At 67.3% G+C, this 19588-nt stretch carries 15 protein-coding genes; 7 read left to right on the forward strand and 8 right to left on the reverse strand.

Going from position 1 to position 19588, the window contains the following annotated elements; all coding sequences use genetic code 11:
* Nucleotides 1-3 precede the first annotated feature (3 nt).
* The 5 genes from ACK4IU_RS15125 to ACK4IU_RS15145 form a co-directional block, all read right to left on the reverse strand.
* Complete coding sequence (locus ACK4IU_RS15125; protein WP_409736667.1) at nt 4-471, reverse strand: DUF1993 family protein; 468 nt, start codon at nt 469-471, stop codon at nt 4-6.
* Nucleotides 471-2267: an aspartate--tRNA ligase gene (aspS, locus tag ACK4IU_RS15130; RefSeq protein ID WP_409736695.1), complete on the reverse strand. Its 1797-nt coding sequence runs from the start codon at nt 2265-2267 to the stop codon at nt 471-473. Before aspS ends, ACK4IU_RS15125 begins: the two co-directional genes overlap by 1 nt.
* 212 nt (nt 2268-2479) lie before the next feature.
* On the reverse strand, nt 2480-3088 hold the full coding sequence (locus ACK4IU_RS15135; RefSeq protein ID WP_409736669.1) for an aminotransferase class IV family protein: 609 nt from the start codon (nt 3086-3088) through the stop codon (nt 2480-2482).
* Nucleotides 3046-4182, reverse strand: a complete 1137-nt coding sequence (locus ACK4IU_RS15140; protein WP_409736671.1) for an aminodeoxychorismate synthase component I — start codon at nt 4180-4182, stop codon at nt 3046-3048. The genes ACK4IU_RS15135 and ACK4IU_RS15140 overlap by 43 nt, the downstream gene beginning before the upstream one ends.
* A gap of 149 nt (nt 4183-4331) precedes the next feature.
* Nucleotides 4332-4988, reverse strand: coding sequence for a hypothetical protein (locus ACK4IU_RS15145; protein WP_409736673.1), 657 nt, complete (start codon nt 4986-4988; stop codon nt 4332-4334).
* 235 nt (nt 4989-5223) lie between these two features.
* Here ACK4IU_RS15145 and carB point away from each other — a divergent pair, with 235 nt between their 5' ends.
* On the forward strand, nt 5224-8553 hold the full coding sequence (gene carB, locus ACK4IU_RS15150; protein ID WP_409736675.1) for a carbamoyl-phosphate synthase large subunit: 3330 nt from the start codon (nt 5224-5226) through the stop codon (nt 8551-8553).
* 14 nt (nt 8554-8567) lie between these two features.
* Here the strand turns inward: carB and ACK4IU_RS15155 are convergent, their stop codons facing one another.
* A complete protein-coding gene (locus ACK4IU_RS15155; RefSeq protein ID WP_409736677.1) occupies nt 8568-9494 on the reverse strand; it encodes a helix-turn-helix domain-containing protein in 927 nt (308 codons plus the stop codon).
* A 658-nt stretch (nt 9495-10152) separates the two neighbouring features.
* Here ACK4IU_RS15155 and ACK4IU_RS15160 point away from each other — a divergent pair.
* The 4 genes from ACK4IU_RS15160 to ACK4IU_RS15175 all read left to right on the forward strand — a co-directional run bounded on the left by ACK4IU_RS15160 (nt 10153) and on the right by ACK4IU_RS15175 (nt 13722).
* Nucleotides 10153-10392, forward strand: coding sequence for a hypothetical protein (locus ACK4IU_RS15160; RefSeq protein WP_409736679.1), 240 nt, complete (start codon nt 10153-10155; stop codon nt 10390-10392).
* Nucleotides 10393-11339: 947 nt separating this feature from the next.
* The gene (locus tag ACK4IU_RS15165; protein WP_409736696.1) at nt 11340-12707 is read left to right on the forward strand and encodes an alpha-glucosidase/alpha-galactosidase; all 1368 of its coding nucleotides are present in this window, start codon (nt 11340-11342) and stop codon (nt 12705-12707) included.
* A 236-nt stretch (nt 12708-12943) separates the two neighbouring features.
* Complete coding sequence (locus ACK4IU_RS15170; protein ID WP_409736681.1) at nt 12944-13129, forward strand: hypothetical protein; 186 nt, start codon at nt 12944-12946, stop codon at nt 13127-13129.
* Between the two features lie 287 nt (nt 13130-13416).
* Entirely contained in the window at nt 13417-13722 is a 306-nt protein-coding gene (locus ACK4IU_RS15175) for a hypothetical protein (protein ID WP_409736683.1), read from the forward strand.
* A 137-nt stretch (nt 13723-13859) separates the two neighbouring features.
* Here the strand turns inward: ACK4IU_RS15175 and dacB are convergent, their stop codons facing one another.
* Nucleotides 13860-15341, reverse strand: coding sequence for a D-alanyl-D-alanine carboxypeptidase/D-alanyl-D-alanine-endopeptidase (gene dacB / locus ACK4IU_RS15180; protein ID WP_409736685.1), 1482 nt, complete (start codon nt 15339-15341; stop codon nt 13860-13862).
* A gap of 152 nt (nt 15342-15493) precedes the next feature.
* Between dacB and ACK4IU_RS15185 the strand changes: the two genes are divergently transcribed.
* Nucleotides 15494-16369: a GNAT family N-acetyltransferase gene (locus ACK4IU_RS15185; protein ID WP_409736687.1), complete on the forward strand. Its 876-nt coding sequence runs from the start codon at nt 15494-15496 to the stop codon at nt 16367-16369.
* A 78-nt stretch (nt 16370-16447) separates the two neighbouring features.
* Here ACK4IU_RS15185 and ACK4IU_RS15190 read toward each other — a convergent pair whose 3' ends face one another.
* Nucleotides 16448-17050 (reverse strand): nicotinate-nucleotide adenylyltransferase, encoded by a 603-nt coding sequence (locus ACK4IU_RS15190; protein ID WP_409736689.1) that lies wholly within the window; start codon nt 17048-17050, stop codon nt 16448-16450.
* A 124-nt stretch (nt 17051-17174) separates the two neighbouring features.
* Between ACK4IU_RS15190 and ettA the strand changes: the two genes are divergently transcribed.
* Nucleotides 17175-18830 (forward strand): energy-dependent translational throttle protein EttA, encoded by a 1656-nt coding sequence (gene ettA / locus ACK4IU_RS15195; protein WP_409736691.1) that lies wholly within the window; start codon nt 17175-17177, stop codon nt 18828-18830.
* Nucleotides 18831-19588 lie beyond the last annotated feature (758 nt).

Raw genomic sequence — 19588 nt, forward strand, 5'->3', positions numbered from 1 at the left:
CGCTCAAAAACGGAAGTCGGAGGGATAGCTGTGGAACCCGTCGAAATCGGCCTTGCCGAGCGGCACCCCGGCGGCGCGCAGCGCGGCATAGCCCATGGTGAGATGGAAGAAGAAATTCGGCAGGCCGTAGAGAAACAGGAAATCGCTGCCCGTCTGCTCCAGCTCGGAAAAGCCCGCGCGGTGGCGGATCACCCGCGTCTCGGCGCCCTCGAACTCGGCGGGCGTCAACGCGCCCAGAAGCGCGCGCGCCACCGCAAGGCGCGGACCAAGGCCCTGCGGCAGGTCCGGCACCTCGCGCCCGGCCAGCGGGCAGGCGATCCGCAAGGCAAAGCCCGCCGCGGTGGCGAACTGCTGGCGGGCGGGGAAGCTGTCGGCGATCTGCGCGTCCAGCGCATCCGGCCCCGCGACCGCCACGATGTCGCTGACGCGCGAAAGATAGTGGCGGAAGACGGGGACCGAGGCCTGGTACATCAGCTGTCCTTCGGGACGACGCGCAGGCTCAACTCTCGCAACTGCTGGAGCGTCGGTTCCGAAGGCGCGCCCATCAAGAGGTCCTCGGCGCGCTGGTTCATCGGGAACATGATGACCTCGCGGATGTTCTGGGTATCGGCCAGCAGCATCACCAGCCGGTCGATCCCCGCCGCGCAACCGCCGTGCGGGGGGGCGCCATACTTGAACGCCTTCACCATGCCCCCGAACCGCTTGTCCACCTCGCTGTTCGGATAGCCGGCCAGCTCGAACGCCTTGTACATGATCTCGGGCTTGTGGTTGCGGATGCCGCCCGAGATGACCTCATAGCCGTTGCAGGCCAGGTCGTACTGATAGGCATAAACCTTCAGCGGGTCGCCGTTCAGCGCCTCGAGGCCCCCCTGCGGCATCGAGAACGGGTTGTGGCTGAAGTCGATCTTCCCCTCGTCGGTCTTCTCGTACATCGGGAAATCGACGATCCAGGCAAAGCGGAAGCAGTCCTTCTCGGTCAGCCCCAGTTCCTCGCCGATCACGTTCCGCGCCTTGCCGGCGATGCCCTCGAAAGCCTCGGGCTTGCCGCCGAGAAAGAAGGCCGCGTCGCCCTTCTCCAGCCCCAGTTGCAGCCGGATCGCCTCGGTCCGCTCCGGCCCGATGTTCTTGGCCAGCGGCCCCGCGGCCTCCATCCCCGAGCCGTCCTCGGCGTCGCGCCAGAAGATATAGCCCATGCCGGGCAGGCCCTGGCTCTGCGCGAAGGCATTCATCCGGTCGCAGAACTTGCGGCCCACGGGTTCACCCGACGGCCCTTTCGGCGCGGGAATGGCGCGGACTTCGTTGCCCTCCTGCTCCAGAAGCTTGGCAAAGATCGCAAAGCCCGAGCCGCGGAAATGCTCGCTCACGTCCTGCATGCGGATCGGGTTGCGCAGGTCGGGCTTGTCGGAGCCATACCACTTCAGCGCATCCCGGTAGGCAATGCGCGGCCAGTCGGAATAAACCTTGCGACCCTTGCCGAAGGTCTCGAACAACCCCTGCAACACCGGCTGGACGGCGGCAAAGACGTCGTCCTGGGTGACGAAGGACATCTCGATGTCGAGCTGGTAGAAATCCGTAGGCGAGCGGTCGGCGCGCGGGTCCTCGTCGCGGAAGCAGGGCGCGATCTGGAAATACCGGTCGAAACCCGCGACCTGGATCAGCTGCTTGAACTGCTGCGGCGCCTGCGGCAGCGCGTAGAACTTGCCCGGATGCAGGCGCGACGGCACCAGGAAGTCGCGCGCGCCTTCGGGCGAGGAGGCAGTGATGATCGGCGTCTGGAACTCGGTGAAGCCCTGGTCCCACATGGCATTGCGCAGCCAGCGCACCACGTTCGACCGCAGCATCATGTTCTGGTGCATGCTGTCCCGGCGCAGGTCGAGGAAGCGGTAGGTCAGCCGCGTCTCCTCGGGGTATTCGGTGTCGCCGAAGACCGGCAGCGGCAGTTCCTCGGCCGCGCCCAGGACTTCAAGGTCGGTCACATAGACCTCGATCTCGCCGGTCGGGATCTTCGGGTTGACCAGCGCCGCATCGCGCGCCTTCACCCGGCCATCGACGCGGATCACCCATTCCGCGCGCACCTGCTCCAGCGCCTTGAACGCCGCCGAGTCGCCGTCGCACAGCACCTGGGTGATCCCGTAATGGTCGCGCAGGTCGATGAACAGCACGCCGCCATGGTCGCGCACCCGGTGGACCCAGCCCGACAGGCGAACGGTTTCGCCCACATGGGTCTTGTTCAGCGCGGCACAGGTATGGCTGCGATAGGCATGCATCGTCGTTCCCCTTTCCAGGGCCTCAAAGGTCATCGCGCCGATACACCTTGCCGCGCGGTCCGAGTCAACCCCGCGGCACCGCCCCGGACCACGGTCGGACGCCTCCGGCGGGAGTATTTTGCAAAAGGGCAAGACGCAGTCCGCTTTCCCTGATTTGCCCTTTTCCAAATACTCTCGGGGGGTCCGGGGGGCGAAGCGCCCCCGGGGCGGTCTCACCCTGCCCAGACCGCCGGCATCAGCCCCCGCAGCGCATTGCCGACCCAGAGCCGCACGGCGCCCAGCTCCTCGGCGCTCAAGACCTCCTCGGGACAGGACAGTTCGGCGCGCAGCACCCCGGGCAAGAGGCCGGACAACAGGGGCGGCGTCCGCATCCCCTGCCCCCGGTCGAAAAAGACCGTCGTGATCGTGCCCTCGCAGACCTCGCCGCGCTCGTTCAGGAACAGCACTTCGTCCAGCCCCTCGGGAAGCCCCGCCCGCGCCGCGTCATAGACCGCGCGCCGGGTCGTCTTGACCCGCAGCCAGGGATCGTCCGACCGAAGCCGCGCCTCGGCCAGGCCGACCCGCCATGCGGCCTTTGTCGGGGGCAAGGGGGCGACCTGCCACTCCACCCGGCCCGCGCGGTCCAGCGTCAGCCGCATCCGCGCGGGATGATCCGGGCCCGAGGGCGCCACGTCGGGGCAGGTCCAGCCAAGCATCTCCGCCGACCGTCTGAGCCGCGCCAAGTGCAGCGGCCAGCGCGGCGCGGCGCGGCCGTCCCAGAGGACGGTCTCGATCAGCTTCAGTCCCGGCTCACCGCCGCCTTCACGAAGCGCGCCTTCCACAGCGCCTCCTCCCATTCGCCCTCTGCCGTCGAGCCATGCGTCAGCCCGCCGCCCACGTTCATCACGATCCGGTCGCCGCTGACCGACAGAGTGCGGATCGCGACCGAGAAATCCGCGTCCCCCGAGGGCGACATCCAGCCCACCGCGCCGCAATAGACGCCGCGCGGATGGGGCTCCACTTCCCGGATGATCTCCATCGCCCGGATCTTCGGAGCCCCCGTAACGCTGCCGCAGGGAAACAGCGCCGCCATCAGGCCGGGCAGGGTCGTCGGGCGCTCCAGCACCCCCTCGACCGTCGAGGTCATCTGGTGCACCGTCGCATAGCTTTCGATGGCGTAAAGCGCCGGCACCTTCACCGTGCCCACCTTCGAAAGCCGGCTGATGTCGTTGCGCAGAAGGTCCACGATCATCAGGTTCTCGGCCCGGTCCTTCTCGGCCCCCTGCAACTCGGCAATGATCGCCGCGTCCTCGGCTGCATCCTTGCCGCGGGGCCGCGTGCCCTTCATCGGCCGGGTGACGACCCGGCCCTGTCCGACCTTGAAGAACAGCTCCGGGCTGCGCGACACGACCACGGGCCCCACGCCCAGATCGACATAGGCCCCGTGCCCCACCGCCCCCGTCCGCCGGAACGCGCCATACAGCCCCAGCGGGGTGCCGGAAACCAGCCGCGCCGCCATCGGAAAGGTCAGGTTCACCTGGTAGCAGTCGCCCGCGGCGATGTAGTCGAACACCTTCCGCGCGGCCGTGCCATAGGCGCGCCTGCCGATCTGCGGCGCGGGTTCGGTCATCGCGGTCGCGCGCCCTTCCGCCGCCGCCCGCGCGAGCGCAGCCTCTGCCGGGCGCGGCCCGTCGAAGACGCCAAGCGCCAGCAAGGGCCCCGGCCGCCGGCGCGGCATCAGCCGGCGCAGCTTCGGCTCCAGCGCATAGCCCGCCTCATAGGCAACGTAGCCCGCGACCCAGCCCCCTGCGGCACGGGCGGACTCGGCCCGGGCAAGCGCGCGCCCCACCTCGCCGGGGGCTTGGGCGGCAATGACCTCGCGCGGCGCGTCAAACAGCGCCGGTCTGCCACCCGGTCCATGTTCCAGAAGGATCACGCCCACCGTTCCCTGTCAGCGCCCGTGCCGTTGCGCGGCACTCCGGGTCTTAGGACAGGAGCCACCAGGGTTCCAGAGCCGTTCGCGACCCACAGCCGCGCGTTTGCGCCTTGCCCGCCCGGTGCGCGTGCGCGCCTGGTGCTCTTCTGTCAGCCCGGAACGCAGCGCCGTAGCCCGAACAGCCGGTCCATCTTCTCCGCCGCCAGCGCCGCAACCAGCCGGTCGGACAGGAAGAACGAGTTCATCACCCGACTGTCCACCCAGAAATCCGGCCCCATGCCAAACCCCGGCCGCAGCACGAAGGTGCCGGGCTTGGGGACCGTCTCGTGGAAGTAGAAGATCTTTTCCTGACCCTTCATCCGCCTGATCGACGTCGAGCGGTCAAGGTCCAGCGTATCGGCGGCATTGCCGGGCGTGAGGATGGCATAGTCCTCGGAAATCACCTTCCTGCGGTCATTGTCGATCATCCGGATCGGGTGCAGCCTGCCCTGTCCCGGATCGAAGCGGGAGAAGACCGCCGCCACGTCCCGATGCAGCGCAACCCAGCCGAACAGGATCACCGGCGGCAGGGTTTCATCGAACGGCCAATTGTTGATGTGGTGCCGGTCACGCTCGATTTCGCCCGCGGCAAAGGGCTCGCCACGCTGCATCCGTTTCAGAAGGTCAGCGCCCTTCCGCAGCAGTTCCATCTTGTCATAGGGGTCGTCCGGGATGTGCCGGAAGCTGCGACTGTTCCTGGTATTGATGAAGATATCGCTGATCCAGGCACCCTGGCCTGCGGGGGTGGATGGGGTGCCTTGCTGCAAACTCGCTGCTCCTCACAAACGGCACGTGACACCGGGTCAGTCTAGGCCCTTATCGTCAAAGGTCGCAAGCGCCTTGGCGCGCTGCACGGGCGCCCTTGGACTGGATCCTCTGACCCCTGGCAACGAATCCTGCGTCAGGGGGCCGAGCCCTCTGCTGAAGGCCCCGTTTGCCCCTTGCGCCCCCACCGCTTCTGTCTATAACCCGCCCAATTTTGCGCAGTGGATGGGGGCTGAGATGCCGAAGCGGACCGATATCAAGTCGATCATGATCATCGGCGCGGGCCCCATCGTCATCGGCCAGGCCTGCGAGTTCGACTACTCCGGCGCTCAGGCCTGCAAGGCTCTGCGCGAGGAAGGCTACCGGGTCATCCTGGTCAACTCGAACCCCGCGACGATCATGACCGACCCTGGCCTGGCCGACGCCACCTACATCGAGCCGATCACGCCCGAAGTCGTCGCCAAGATCATCGAGAAGGAACGCCCCGACGCGCTGTTGCCGACGATGGGCGGGCAGACGGGGCTGAACACCGCGCTCGCGCTTGCCGACATGGGCGTGTTGGAAAAGTACAAGGTCGAGCTGATCGGGGCCAAGCGCGAAGCCATAGAAATGGCAGAAGATCGCAAGTTGTTCCGCGAGGCGATGGACCGGATCGGACTGGAAAACCCGAAGGCCACCATCGTCGCGGCGCCGAAACTGGCATCGGGCAAGTATGACATCGCCGCCGGCGTCAGGCAGGCGATGGATGCGCTGGAATATGTAGGCCTCCCCGCCATCATCCGCCCCGCCTTCACGCTCGGCGGCACCGGCGGCGGGGTGGCCTACAACCGCGACGATTACGAGGCCATCGTGAAATCCGGCCTCGAAGCCTCGCCCGTGGCGCAGGTGCTGGTGGACGAAAGCCTGCTGGGCTGGAAGGAATACGAGATGGAGGTGGTCCGCGACAAGGCGGACAATGCGATCATCGTCTGTTCCATCGAGAACGTCGATCCGATGGGCGTCCACACCGGCGATTCCATCACCGTCGCCCCGGCCCTGACCCTGACCGACAAGGAATACCAGATCATGCGCAACGGCTCGATCGCCGTGCTGCGCGAGATCGGGGTCGAGACCGGCGGCTCCAACGTGCAATGGGCGATCAACCCGAAGGACGGCCGCATGGTCGTCATCGAGATGAACCCGCGCGTGTCGCGGTCCTCGGCGCTTGCCTCCAAGGCCACCGGCTTCCCCATCGCCAAGATCGCCGCGAAACTGGCCGTGGGCTACACGCTGGACGAACTCGACAACGACATCACCAAGGTCACTCCGGCCTCCTTCGAGCCCTCGATCGACTATGTCGTGACCAAGATCCCGCGCTTTGCCTTCGAGAAATTCCCGGGTTCCGAGCCCAACCTCACGACCGCGATGAAATCGGTGGGCGAGGCCATGGCCATCGGCCGCACCATCCACGAATCCCTGCAGAAGGCGCTGGCCAGCCTTGAAACCGGCCTGACCGGCTTTGACGAGATCGCCATTCCGGGCGCCCCCGACAAGGCCTCCATCGTCAAGGCGCTCGGCCAGGCCACGCCGGACCGGCTGCGCGTTATCGCCCAGGCCATGCGTCACGGGCTGACGAACGACGAGATCCAGGCCGTCACCGCCTTCGACCCCTGGTTCCTCGCCCGCATCCGCGAGATCATCGCTACCGAAGCCAGCATCCGCAAGAACGGCCTGCCCACCAATGCCGACGCGCTCCGCAGCCTCAAGATGATGGGCTTCACCGACGCCCGCCTTGCGAAACTCACCGGCCGCGACGAGGCCCAGGTCCGCCGCGCGAGAACCCGCCTCGGCGTCACCGCCGTTTTCAAGCGCATCGACACCTGCGCCGCCGAGTTCGAGGCGCAAACCCCCTACATGTATTCTACCTACGAATCCCCCGCGATGGGCGAGGCGGAATGCGAATCCCGCCCCACGGGCGCGAAGAAGGTCGTCATCCTGGGCGGCGGCCCGAACCGGATCGGCCAGGGGATCGAGTTCGACTACTGCTGCTGCCACGCCTGCTTTGCCCTGACCGCGGCGGGCTACGAGACCATCATGGTCAACTGCAACCCCGAGACCGTCTCGACCGACTACGACACCTCCGACCGGCTCTATTTCGAGCCGCTGACCCTGGAACACGTCCTGGAAATCCTGCGGGTCGAGCAGGAAAACGGCACGCTCCACGGCGTCATCGTCCAGTTCGGCGGCCAGACGCCGCTGAAACTGGCGAACGCGCTGCATGAGGAAGGCATCCCGATCCTCGGCACCACGCCCGACGCCATCGACCTGGCCGAAGACCGCGAACGCTTCCAGCGGCTCCTCCAGGACCTCGGGCTGAAACAGCCGCACAACGGCACCGCGCGCTCGCGCGACGAGGCCTTCAAGGTCGCCGCCGAAGTCGGCTACCCCCTCGTCATCCGCCCCTCCTTCGTCCTTGGCGGCCGCGCGATGGAGATCGTCCGCGACGACGCCCAGCTTGACCGCTACATCTCCACCGCCGTCCAGGTTTCGGGCGACAGCCCCGTGCTGCTCGACTCCTATCTCTCCGGTGCGGTCGAGGTTGACGTCGATGCGTTAAGCGACGGTAAATCGGTCCATGTCGCTGGAATCATGGAACATATCGAGGAAGCCGGCGTCCATTCGGGCGATTCTGCCTGCTGCCTGCCGCCGCACCAGCTTTCGCCAGAAACGGTCGAGGAACTGAAACGCCAGACCGTCGTCATGGCCAAGGCGCTGAACGTCGTCGGTCTGATGAACGTGCAATTCGCGATCAAGGACGGGGTGATCTACGTCCTGGAAGTGAACCCCCGCGCCAGCCGCACCGTGCCCTTCGTCGCCAAGGCCACCGACAGCGCCATCGCCTCCATCGCCGCCCGCCTGATGGCCGGCGAGCCGCTTTCGGCCTTCCCCCAGCGCCCGCCCTACCCCGCAGGCGTCGGCCCCGACACCGACCTGCCGCTTGCCGACCCGCTGACCCTCGCCGACCCGCAGACCCCATGGTTCTCGGTCAAGGAGGCCGTCCTCCCCTTCGCCCGCTTCCCCGGCGTCGACCCGATGCTCGGGCCGGAAATGCGCTCCACCGGCGAGGTGATGGGCTGGGACCGCACATTCGCTTTGGCCTTTCTCAAGGCCCAGATGGGCGCCGGCACGATCCTGCCGAACGAGGGGCGCGTGTTCCTGTCGGTCAAGGACGCCGACAAGACCGCATCGCTTGCGGCCGCCGCCCGGGATCTTGTGGCCATGGGCTTCACCATCGTCGCCACCAGGGGAACCGCGCAGTGGCTGGCCGCGCAGGGCGTGCCGGCCGAGCCGGTCGCCAAGGTCTACGAAGGCCGGCCCAACATCGTCGACCGGCTGAAGAACAACGAGATCGCGCTGGTGATGAACACGACCGAGGGGACGCAGGCCGTCAGCGACAGCCGCGACATCCGCCGCGTCGCCCTGATGGACAAGATCCCCTACTTCACCACCGCCGCGGCCAGCGTGGCCGCCGTGGCCGCCATGAAGGCGCGCGGCGAGGGCTATGGGGTGCGGACGTTGCAGGGGTAGGAAGGCCGGGGAGGCTATCGCAGGTCCATGCGGACATAGTGCTGGCGCAGCGCGGCGGGCGATATCCCGTAGCCGGCCCGGAACCGGGCGTAGAACTGGGTCAGTGAACTGAAGCCGCTCTGTTCGGCGACATCGGATATGGCGGTCGAGCTTTCGACCAAGAGCGCCCGCGCCCGCATCAGCCGCATCCGGTTGATGAACTGCTTCAGGGGCACCTTCATGGTTCGGGAAAACAGTGCCAGCGCATAGTTCTCATGCAGCCCGGTCACGGCTGTCACCTGGGCGTTGAGCAGCGGTTTTTCCAGATTCTCGAGCACATGCCGCACCATCGCGATCACATGGCGGACATGCGCGGTGCTCAGCGCGCGGTCGCTGCCGATCTCGTGCAGGGGCTCGCGCAGGAAGTCGAACCCGGCGACAGGCGCGCGGCGGAACAGCGCGTTCAGCTCCATCTTGACGATCTCGGCGCGCTCGAAATCGCCGGATCGGTAGTCGGCATACCAGCGCTGCACCAGACCGGCGTCGCACAGCGTGTCCGGCAGGGCGACCATCCCCCGGCCGATCAGCGCCGCCTGTAGCGGCATGATGTGGCGCATCTGCAGGAAGCTGTCGAGCGGCAGGTAGATGTTTGCCAGCCGCATCGGCCCCTCGCCCGCCGGCTCCAGCCCGGTCAACTGGTGCGGAACCCCGGCCCAGAACAGCACCAGCCGGCCTTCCGGCACGGTCAGGCGGGTGCCGTCGAAGTCGTAGGTCATCCGCACGCCTGTCGCGAAGTTCATCTCGATATGACCGTGCCAGTGCGGCATCGGCATCAGCTCCGGCTCGAAGATGCGGATGCCGAAACGGCCGAAGGCGCGGTTGCGCGCGTAGAAGTGCCGGTCGTGGTTCGGAACCGGCGTCGGGTTGCGTCGCCTTTGCGCCCCGCTGCGGTTGCCGTCCATCCTCGCCCCCGTCGATCTTAGAAAACCGGAAAAGTTTCTGACGAAGTGATATTGTTGCAAGGTGTCATTCTCCGCAACCATGGATCGGTCGGACGAGGCAGGAGAAGTCCGGGCCCGGCCGGGAAAACGACGCCGAATGACCGGGAACAGTCTTCGGTCAAGGGAGGTATAATGCCGATCCACAGCCGGCGCGCCGCGATGGCGGCACTGCCCATGGGAGTGTCCGCTGGGGCGCTGCGGGCCGGACTGGCCGGACGCACGTCCCCGCCGGACCCCACGACGGCCGCAGCGCAGAGCGAGCTGGCCTGGGTCACGGCCTTCGTCGAGGCAGGCAAACTGCCCCCGGTGGCCGAATGCCTGCCCAAGGAACCGCCGGTCTACAAGACCGCCAACCTGCCCGAAGGCCACGGCGTCTTTGGCCGCGTCACGCGCCATGACATCGGCGCAGGGCAGGCGGGCTGGAATTTCCGGGCCGGGCAGTCGTGCGGCTGGGGCGGCATCGACCGTGGGCTGGTGGAATGCCTGACGCGCACCGGCCGGCTGTTCAGGGTCAGCGCCGACGACCTGCAACCCCGGCAGAACCCGGCGAAAAGCCGGGAATGCTTCGAGGGCGACAAGACGGCGACCGTTCGACTGAGCAAGGGCGCGACGGGGTCGGATGGCCACGATCCACGACGGCAAAGTGGCAGACGCCACGCCACTGCGTCTCCTCGGCACCGACAAGCCGGGGCGTGGGTTCCTGTCGCACAAGATCATCGTCACCCGCCACATCCTGCCCAACGTGATGTGCGATGTGATCGTCTCGATCATGCTGGGCGTCCCGGCCATCGGGCTCCCGAGATCGTTCCTCGGCAAACTCGGCTTTGCAGTGAAGCGTCCGCTCATCTCTCGGGGGTGATGCTCCCGGACGCCTCGCCCTTCTCGATCGTCGGCTCTCACCCCCTGGATCCTCTCGCCGGTGGGCTTCAGCCTTCTGGCCCACTTCGCCTTCAACTCGCGGGGCGACGGCCTGCGCGATGCCATCGCCCCCTGTTGAGGAGGACGGCATGACCGACGACATCGTCATCCACGCCGGCAAAATCGGGGGCAGCTTCGGTGGGGATGGCTGCACGATCAAGGCCGTCAAGGTTGTCTCTTTCACCCTGCGCAAGGGCCAGACCGTCTCGCAGGTCGGCGAAAGCGGCAGCGGCAAGTCCGTGACGGCCCGTGCGGTCATGCGGCTTCTGTCCAAGGGCGCCTCGGTCAGCCCCAGGACCGAGGTCCCCCTATGCCGGGCGCAACATGGCGCAGCTTTCGCCGGCCGAGATGCGCGCGCTCCGCGGCAACCGGCTGTCCATGATCTTCCACGAACCGACGCCCGCGCCGAACCTGGTCCACACCATCGGCAACCGGATCGCCGAGGCCCTGCGCATCCAAAACAGGATGTCCAAGGCCGATGCAAAGGTCAGGACGCTGACGCAGTTCAAGGACGTGCAGATCCCCGATCCCGAAGCGCGGCTGAACCAGTATCCGAACCAGCTACCGGGTGGCCAGCGCCAGCATCTTGCCACCGCACCGGAGTCCGAGTTCATTCAGCTGAACGGGGCAACCTTCGCGCTCGACCTTTCCGTCCGGGCCCGGATCATCGGGCTTCTGCGCAAGTTGCAGCGCAACAAAGGCCCGAGCTATCTCTTCGTCAGCCACGACCTGAAGGGCGTCCGCACGCTTTGCCACCGGGTCATCGTCATGCAGCACGGCCGCACCTTCGAGCAAGGCCCCGTGGGCGTCGCGCCGAACACTCCGACCACTGACTACACCCGCCGCCCGGTCAAGGCGGCTTTCGAAATCGCAGCCCAGAGGACCATCATGCCCACCCCCGTCATCACCTTCATCGGCGCCGGATCGACCGTGTTCACCAAGAACATCGCCGGCGACATCCTCTCGCGCCCGGCGCTTGCCAACGCGGAAATCCGCCTGATGGACATCAACCCCGAACGGCTGGAGGAATCCGAGATCATCGTCGGCAAGCTGGCCCAGACCCTTGGCGGCATGGCAAAGGTCAAGACCTACACCAACCAGCGCCGGGCGCTGGATGGGGCGGATTTCGTCGTCGTCTGCTTCCAGATCGGCGGCTATGACCCCTGCACCATCACCGATTTCGAGGTGCCGAAGAAGTTCGGCCTGCGCCAGACCATCGCCGACACGCTCGGCATCGGCGGCATCATGCGCGGCCTGCGCACCGTCCCGCACCTCTGGTCGATCTGCGAGGACATGGCTGAGGTCGCCCCGAACGCGATCATGCTGCAATACGTCAACCCCATGGCGATCAACACCTGGGCCATCGCCGCGAAATACCCCATGATCCGGCAGGTCGGCCTCTGCCATTCCGTCCAGGGCACGGCCTGGGAGCTCGCCCGCGACCTCGACATCCCGGTGGAAGAGATCCGCTACCGCGCGGGCGGCATCAATCACATGGCCTTCTACCTGACCTTCGAACACCGCCAGCCGGACGGCAGCTACCGCAACCTCTACCCTGACCTCGTCAAGGGCTACCGCGAGGGGCGCTTCCCCAAGCCCTCGCACTGGAACCCGCGCTGCCCGAACAAGGTCCGCTACGAGATGCTGACGCGGCTGGGCTACTTCGTCACCGAGTCCTCGGAACATTTCGCCGAGTACACGCCCTGGTTCATCAAGCGCGACCGCCCGGACCTGATCGAGAAGTTCGGCATCCCGCTGGACGAATACCCCAAGCGCTGCGTCGAACAGATCGCTCGCTGGAAGAAGGAGGCCGAGGCGCTGAAGAACGCCAACACCGTCGAGGTGAAGGAAAGCCACGAATATGCCAGCCAGATCGTGAACTCGGTCGTGACGGGCGAACCTTCGGTGATCTACGGCAACATCGGCAACCGCGGCTACATCCCGCAACTGCCCGAAGGCTGCGCGGTCGAGGTGCCGGTGCTGGTCGATGCCTCGGGCCTGCAACCGACCGTAGTCCATGACATCCCGCCGCAACTCATCGCGCTGATGCGGACGAACATCAACGTCCAGGACCTGACCGTCCAGGCGCTGCTGACCGAAAACCCGGATCATATCTACCACGCAGCGATGCTGGATCCGCACACCGGGGCGGAACTGGATCTCGACCAGATATGGCAGCTCACCTCCGAACTGTTGCAGGCGCATGGTGACTGGCTGCCGGAATGGGCCCGCGTGCCGGTCCGCAAGGCCGGCTGATCCATCTGTGGCCCCGACGCATCTGTGTGGTGTGATGGGCGGAACGGCCGGAAGGCTCGCCGCGATGAGGCTGGACGACAGCGTCCCGGCGCGGCGGGCAGGCCTGCGAAATCGAGGGCCTCGAAAGCTCGAAGATCGGGACCACCGCCACACGCGAAGGCACAACCACCGTCTTTCGCAAGATGCTTCAGAACTTCGGGCTGGACGCGGCCCAGTAGTTCGCCGCGACCGGGGCCATGATCGAGTTCGGTATCCGCCACCGGTACTGGCGGCGGCCGGGCCAAGGCGATGACGGCCCGATCGGGGCGGAATGGGTTGGCGATCAGGTCACCCTGCCCGCCCACCGCGAGATCCCGTTCTGGCTCGACATTCCTGACGGCGACGAGATCAAGCCCTGCAACGTGGCTTGGTCCAGGTCGTAGGGGGACAGGATCCACGCGGGTGGGATCATGAATCGTCAGCGCGGGATCGCCGCGATGCGCGACTTCTGCAAGGATTTCCGCCACAAGTGCCGGCGCATCGACCTTCTGCGCCGCTTCTACTCCACCGGGTCGAACGGCCATCTCTCCGAATACCTGGCCTCGGACCGGAAACGCCGCGAGGACATCCCGAACCGCGTCTGGTCCGATCTCTGGATCCAAGGGGAAACCGGCGGTTGCCTGCGCCACACCCGCGAAAGCCGCAACTGGTTCGAAGCCGGATATCCCCCATGCCGAATGAGGCCGGCAAGCCGCCTTCAGGCTGGAGACGCACCGGCGAGCACGCCTCCCACATCATCGAGGCGCCAGAAACCGGCCGCCCCGATCGCGGGCATTTCAGCATCAGGAACGGCGGCACCGTCACCAACCTGTGCGCTGACTGCATCATCGAGTGCCCCGGCCGGGTGCACCGTTTCGGGATCATCATGGTCGCAGGCGTCACCCTCCCCATTGCCTGCGCCGCAACCTGCCAGCTTCGGTGGATTTGCAGCGGAGGTCGGTTCAGGCCACGATCACGGGGTACGCGGATCTCCTGAAACTCGCCGTCCTGCACGACCCTCTGGTCGGCGCCGTCCGGACGCCCGCCGAGGTCTGGGCCATGCCAGACGAGATGCTGGCCACCCGGGCGCACCGCTCGGGGACGGGCGGCCGCGCACTGACGCCGCCCCTCGGGTCAGCTCCAGGTCGCAGCCCACCGGCTGATCAGCCGGCCCTGCAACCGACGCGCGCGCTTGGTCCAGGCGGCCGAGCCGTCCGGGCCTTCTCGCAGCGCCACCGGCACCGCGTCGCGCCGGGCCGGATCGCCCGAGAAGATCGCGAACACCAGCTCGCGCCCGCCCGCCGGCGGCACCACATGGCCCGCCAGGCCAGATACGAAGTTCAGCGTGCCCGACTTGGCCAGAACCTTCACCTTGTGGCCTTTTATCTCCTTCCCCGCATCGTCCTTCATCCCCATGTCGCGCAGGATCGGCTTCAGCCCGCGCCGTCCTGCCTCGGCCCTTTGCAGGATCGTCGCCATCCCGCGCGCCGTCACCCGCGACCGCCCGCCCAGGCCGGAATGGTCGTGCAGATCCACCTCTACCCCGAAGGCCGCCGCCACCCAGTCCGACATCGCCCGGGCCGAGGCGTCCAGCGTGGACAGGCCCGAAGCCGCAAGCCCCACGCATTCCGCCGTCAGGTTGGTGGAAAACTTCAGCATGTCGCGCAGCACGACCGGCAGCGGCTCGCTTTCCACCCGCCCCAACTCTCGGCCCGCCGGCAGGGCCTCACTGCGTTCCCCCGCCTCCAGCCGGATGCCATGGGCGCGCGCCAGCGTGCGGAACACCTCTGCCACATAGGCGCCGGGGTCGCGCACCGGCAGCCAGCGACTGCCGCCCTTGCCCAGCGCGCCAGAGGCAACGGTCCATTCCTCCACCTGCCCTGGCGCATAGGTGAAAAGCGGCGCCTCGCGCTGCGCGATCGCGACCCGTACCCGCCCGACCGGCGGCAGGAACCGCTCGCCCCGCGCATCGACCGCCACGCGCCAATCGGCGCCCTCGCGCTTCCATTCGAAATGGACCCGGTTGAAGTTCAGGCACAGTCCCGAAATTGCGGCGTTGTAGCCCACATGGTCGGGCTGGTCCTCGGCAATGCCGCGCAAGACCGGCAGCGCGCCGTCCCAATAGAGGAACCGCCCCGTCGCACCCTTCAATCCGCCCTTGGCCAGCCGCGCCACCAGATCGCCCAGCTGATCGGTCTGCAACGTCGGATCGCCGCCGCCCGCCAGCACGATATCGCCCTGCACCATGCCGCCCTGAACCGGCCCGGTGGCCAGGACCCGAGTGACAAAGCGATGGCCGGGCCCCAGCCGGTCCAGCGCATAAAGCGCGGTTACCGCCTTGGCGACGCTCGCCGGCGGCAGCGGAAGGTCCGGCTCGCGGGCCTGCAAGACCTCGCCGGTCGCCGCATCCATGACGACAAAGGCCACCGACCCGCCCAGCTTGGCCTCCGCGATCAGCGCCTCGGCATCGACCGGCTTCCGAGCCGCCTGCCCGCCCGCCACCTCCCCGCCCGTCGCCGAGGCCTTGCCCCCGCGCGCCTTGGGGCGGGGCGATGTGTCCATTACCTCCGCCACCGCCGGCAAGGCCACGCCCGCCAGCAATCCGGCCAGCATCATCCGCCGTGAAATCACCCGTCACCTCCGGTTTTCCCGGTGATAGCGCCATCCCGGGCGATTCCGCCAGTCCGGCCTGCGCCCCCACTCATCCCGCTTGCGTGAGACGATTGTCTGACTATAGTCAGCAAAATAGCTGACCAAGGTCTGCCATCATGCTGGACGCCGTCGCCCGCCTCCGCCGCTTCAACCGCGCCGTGACCCGCGAGGCCGGGGCGCTGGACACCTCCTTCCTCGGTCGGGGCCGGCCGCTCGGCGCGGTGCGAGTCCTGGTCATGGTGCGCCCCGAAGGCACCGATGTCGCGCTGATCCGGGACCGGCTGGGGCTGGATTCCGGCCTGATGAGCCGCTTCCTGCGCAGCCTCGAACGCGAGGGCCTGATCGAGACCGGCCCCGATCCCGACGACCGCCGCCGCCGCATCGCCCGGCTGACCGCCGCGGGCGAGGCCGAGGTCGCGGCCTACGATGCCATCGGCCATGCCCGGGCCGCGCGGCTGATCGCGCGCGCCGGGGCGCGGGCGGGGGAACTCGTCGCGGCGATGGACCTGATCGCGACGCTCCTGAACCGCGACCAGCTCGAAATCCGCCCCGCCGACCCGGACAGCCCCGAGATGCTGTCCTGCTGGCGCGGCTATTTCGACGAACTCTGCGCCCGCGTGCCCGGCGCGCGTCCCGAACTCTTCCCAGTCCCCGACCCCGGCGCCGACAGCTACCGTCCCCCGCACGGCCGCTGCCTCGTCGCCTGGTCGGACGACCTGCCCGTCGGCTGCGTCTCGCTGCGCCCCATCGACGCGACGACGGCCGAGGTCAAGCGGCTCTGGGTGGACGCCTCGGCGCGGGGCCAGGGTCTCGCCCGCCGCCTGATGGCCGCCATCGAGGACGAGGCGCGCGCCATGGGCCTCGCCGCGCTGAAACTCGACACCAATTCCGCGCTGGCCGAGGCGATCGCGCTCTACCGCCAGACGGGATGGACCGACATCGCCCCCTACACCGGCGCGCCGGCCGATACCTGGCTCGGCAAGACGCTCTGACCGCACCTCCTCCGGCGCCTCCGGCGCGTCGTCGGAGGCCCCGCGACGAGAAGCCGAAGGCGCACGAGGAGCTGCCGCTCAGCGCCCCGACCGCCACCCGCCCCGGGCCCGGATCTCGGTCGAGGAGGCGTCGTTCATCGGCAGGTTGACGAAGGCCCAGACCGGCGCCCTGCGGCCGCGCAGCGTCTCGCCCCGGTCCACCTGGTTCACCCGGAAGGCCCGGGCCGCGACCGAGAGCCGCGCCGCCACTCCCGAACCCGGCCGCGCGAGCACCCCCACCGGCACCGCCCGCAGAATGTCGCGCCAGCGGCCCCACTTGTGGAACTGCACCAGGTTGTCCGCCCCCATCAGCCAGACGAAGGTCACCCCCGGATAGATCGCCCGCAGCCGGTCGATCGTGTCCGCCGTCGCCCTTGTGCCCAGCGCCTCTTCCAGCGCGGTGATCCTGACCTTCGGATGCCGCATCACCGCCTTCGCCCGGGCGATCCGCTCGGCCAGCGGGGCCGGTTGCCGCGCCTTCAGCGGATTGGCCGGCGTCACCAGCCACCAGACCTGATCCAGCCCCAGCCGCTTCAGCGCCTCGCGGGTGATATGCACATGCCCCTCATGTGCCGGATCGAACGACCCGCCGAGCAGTCCCACGACCATCCCCCTGGCCGCAACCGGAAATCCCGCCCGCATCGGCCCCTCCCCCTGCGCGGCCAGAAAACCCGAACCCTTCGTCCCGCACAAGCCCGCCAGCCGTTGCAGCCTGCGCCCTTCGCCGCTACATACGCGCCAACCCCAGATCTCAGGAACCAACGCCATGGCCAGCTACCAGTACGTCTATCACATGGAGAACGTCTCCAAGACCTATCCCGGCGGGAAGAAGTGCTTCGAGAACATCCATCTCAACTTCCTGCCCGGCGTGAAGATCGGCGTCGTCGGCGTGAACGGCGCGGGGAAATCCACGCTTTTGAAGATCATGGCCGGCATCGACAAGGACTTCAAAGGCGAGGCCTGGGCCGCCAAGGGCGCGCGCGTGGGCTACCTCGCGCAGGAACCGCAGCTTGACCCGACGCTCGACGTCAAGGGCAACGTCATGCTGGGCGTCGCCGACAAGCAGGCGATCCTCGACCGCTACAACGAACTGGCCGTCAATTACTCGGACGAGACGGCGGACGAGATGGCCGCGCTCCAGGACCAGATCGACGCCGAGAACCTGTGGGAACTCGAGGCCACCGTGGGCGTTGCGATGGACGCGCTGCGCTGCCCGCCCGACGATGCCGACGTGACCACGCTGTCCGGCGGGGAACGCCGCCGCGTGGCGCTGTGCCGGCTGCTGCTCGAAAAGCCCGACATGCTGCTTCTCGACGAACCGACCAACCACCTCGACGCCGAGTCGATCGCCTGGCTGCAGAAGCACCTGATCGACTACAAGGGCACGATCCTGATCGTCACCCACGACCGCTATTTCCTCGACGACATCACCGGCTGGATCCTCGAACTCGACCGCGGCCGGGGCATCCCCTACGAGGGCAACTATTCCTCTTGGCTCGACCAGAAGGCCAAGCGGATGGCCCAGGAAGCGCGCGAGGACAAGGCCAAGCAGAAGGCGCTGGAAAAGGAACTGGAGTGGATCCGCTCCGGCGCCAAGGCGCGGCAGGCCAAGGGCAAGGCCCGGATCGCCCGCTACAACGAGATGGCCAGCCAGACCGTCACCGAACGCGCCACCACCGCGCAGATCATCATCCCGAACGGCGAACGCCTCGGCAACAAGGTCATCGAGGTCGAGGGCCTGCGCAAGGCAATGGGCGACAAGCTTCTGATCGAGAACCTCAGCTTCACCGTCCCCCCCGGCGCCATCGTCGGCGTCATCGGCCCGAACGGCGCCGGCAAGTCCACGCTCTTCCGCATGATCACGGGGCAAGAGAAGCCCGACGCCGGTACGATCAAGCTCGGGGAGACGGTGAAGCTCGCCTACGTCGACCAGTCGCGCGACGCGCTCGACCCGGAAAAGAACGTCTGGGAAGAGATCTCCGGCGGGGCCGAGGTCATCCACCTCGGCGACATGCAGATGAACTCCCGCGTCTATACCGGCGCGTTCAACTTCAAGGGCACGGACCAGCAGAAGAAGGTCGGCCTCCTGTCGGGCGGGGAACGCAACCGCGTCCACATGGCCAAGCTGCTGAAATCCGGCGGCAACGTGCTCTTGCTCGACGAGCCGACCAACGACCTGGACGTGGAAACGCTCCAGGCGCTGGAAGCCGCCATCGAGGATTTCGCGGGCTGCGCGATCATCATCAGCCACGACCGCTTCTTCCTCGACCGCCTCTGCACCCACATCCTCGCCTTCGAGGGCGACGCCCATGTGGAATGGTTCGAGGGCAACTTCCAGGCCTACGAGGAAGACAAGGTCCGCCGGTTGGGTCCGGATGCGCTGGAGCCGAAGCGGGTGAAGTACAAGCGGTTTGCGCGGTAGGTCGGGGTTCACCCCGCCCCCCTTGCGGCCCCCACCGCGTAGGGTGGGGTTTCACCCCACCATCGTAGGGTGCGCATTCTTTGCGCACCACCTCCCGCCAAACGTAGGGTGTGCTACAGCGCACCGCCCTGCCCACCACCCCGCGCCACACAGGGCCGCGCCCTCCCTCGGGCGGGCGCCGCAACGGTCGATGGAGGCACTTTATGGTTCAGCTCCTCCCACCGCAGTTCGGGTGACTACCGCCGCAAAGCGCCCTCCCGGGGGGGGGTGATGAGCGATCAGAAATTCTCCAGTGGAGGATTTCCGCGAAGAACGCCCGGCCCGTGGCCGGGCAGTGGGGAGGGCGCGGCCCGGCGGGCTTACGCCCTTGATTCCGGGCCAAGGGGGCAAAGCCGACCCAGATCGCAAGAAGCTGAAAGCCCTGTATCTTCAAGAGTTTCCAGCAATGCGCACTGAATCAATCTTAGGAAAGAGTACAGGACCAAGCGCTTCAAGTAAACTATTGCCATTCGATTCATTTCTGCGAAGTTCGACACACTCAGCAGTAGATTTCGAGGCACGCGATGATCTTAGATAGGAAGTCGGACAAGACTGGGCCCTACTATCGTCTAGGACTCATCGAACGTTCATCACTGACCCTAGGGTCAGGACCCATTGATCATCCGCTCGCGGCGTGATTCAGCCTCCGCAGGGAGACTGGATCATGAGCAACCTTTTCTGGCTGACCGATGCGCAGATGGCCCGTTTGCAGCCCTTCT

The sequence above is a fragment of the Tabrizicola flagellatus genome, assembly GCF_046295235.1.
Taxonomy (GTDB): domain Bacteria; phylum Pseudomonadota; class Alphaproteobacteria; order Rhodobacterales; family Rhodobacteraceae; genus Tabrizicola; species Tabrizicola flagellata_A.

Coding starts and splice junctions, on each gene's coding strand:
- ACK4IU_RS15125 (WP_409736667.1), bottom strand. CDS start 471: ATGTACCAGGCCTCGGTCCCCGTCTTCCGCCACTATCTTTCGCGCGTC.
- aspS (WP_409736695.1), bottom strand. CDS start 2,267: ATGCATGCCTATCGCAGCCATACCTGTGCCGCGCTGAACAAGACCCAT.
- carB (WP_409736675.1), top strand. CDS start 5,224: ATGCCGAAGCGGACCGATATCAAGTCGATCATGATCATCGGCGCGGGC.
- ACK4IU_RS15155 (WP_409736677.1), bottom strand. CDS start 9,494: ATGGACGGCAACCGCAGCGGGGCGCAAAGGCGACGCAACCCGACGCCG.
- ACK4IU_RS15160 (WP_409736679.1), top strand. CDS start 10,153: ATGGCCACGATCCACGACGGCAAAGTGGCAGACGCCACGCCACTGCGT.
- ACK4IU_RS15165 (WP_409736696.1), top strand. CDS start 11,340: ATGCCCACCCCCGTCATCACCTTCATCGGCGCCGGATCGACCGTGTTC.
- ACK4IU_RS15170 (WP_409736681.1), top strand. CDS start 12,944: ATGATCGAGTTCGGTATCCGCCACCGGTACTGGCGGCGGCCGGGCCAA.
- ACK4IU_RS15175 (WP_409736683.1), top strand. CDS start 13,417: ATGCCGAATGAGGCCGGCAAGCCGCCTTCAGGCTGGAGACGCACCGGC.
- dacB (WP_409736685.1), bottom strand. CDS start 15,341: ATGATGCTGGCCGGATTGCTGGCGGGCGTGGCCTTGCCGGCGGTGGCG.
- ACK4IU_RS15185 (WP_409736687.1), top strand. CDS start 15,494: ATGCTGGACGCCGTCGCCCGCCTCCGCCGCTTCAACCGCGCCGTGACC.
- ACK4IU_RS15190 (WP_409736689.1), bottom strand. CDS start 17,050: ATGCGGGCGGGATTTCCGGTTGCGGCCAGGGGGATGGTCGTGGGACTG.
- ettA (WP_409736691.1), top strand. CDS start 17,175: ATGGCCAGCTACCAGTACGTCTATCACATGGAGAACGTCTCCAAGACC.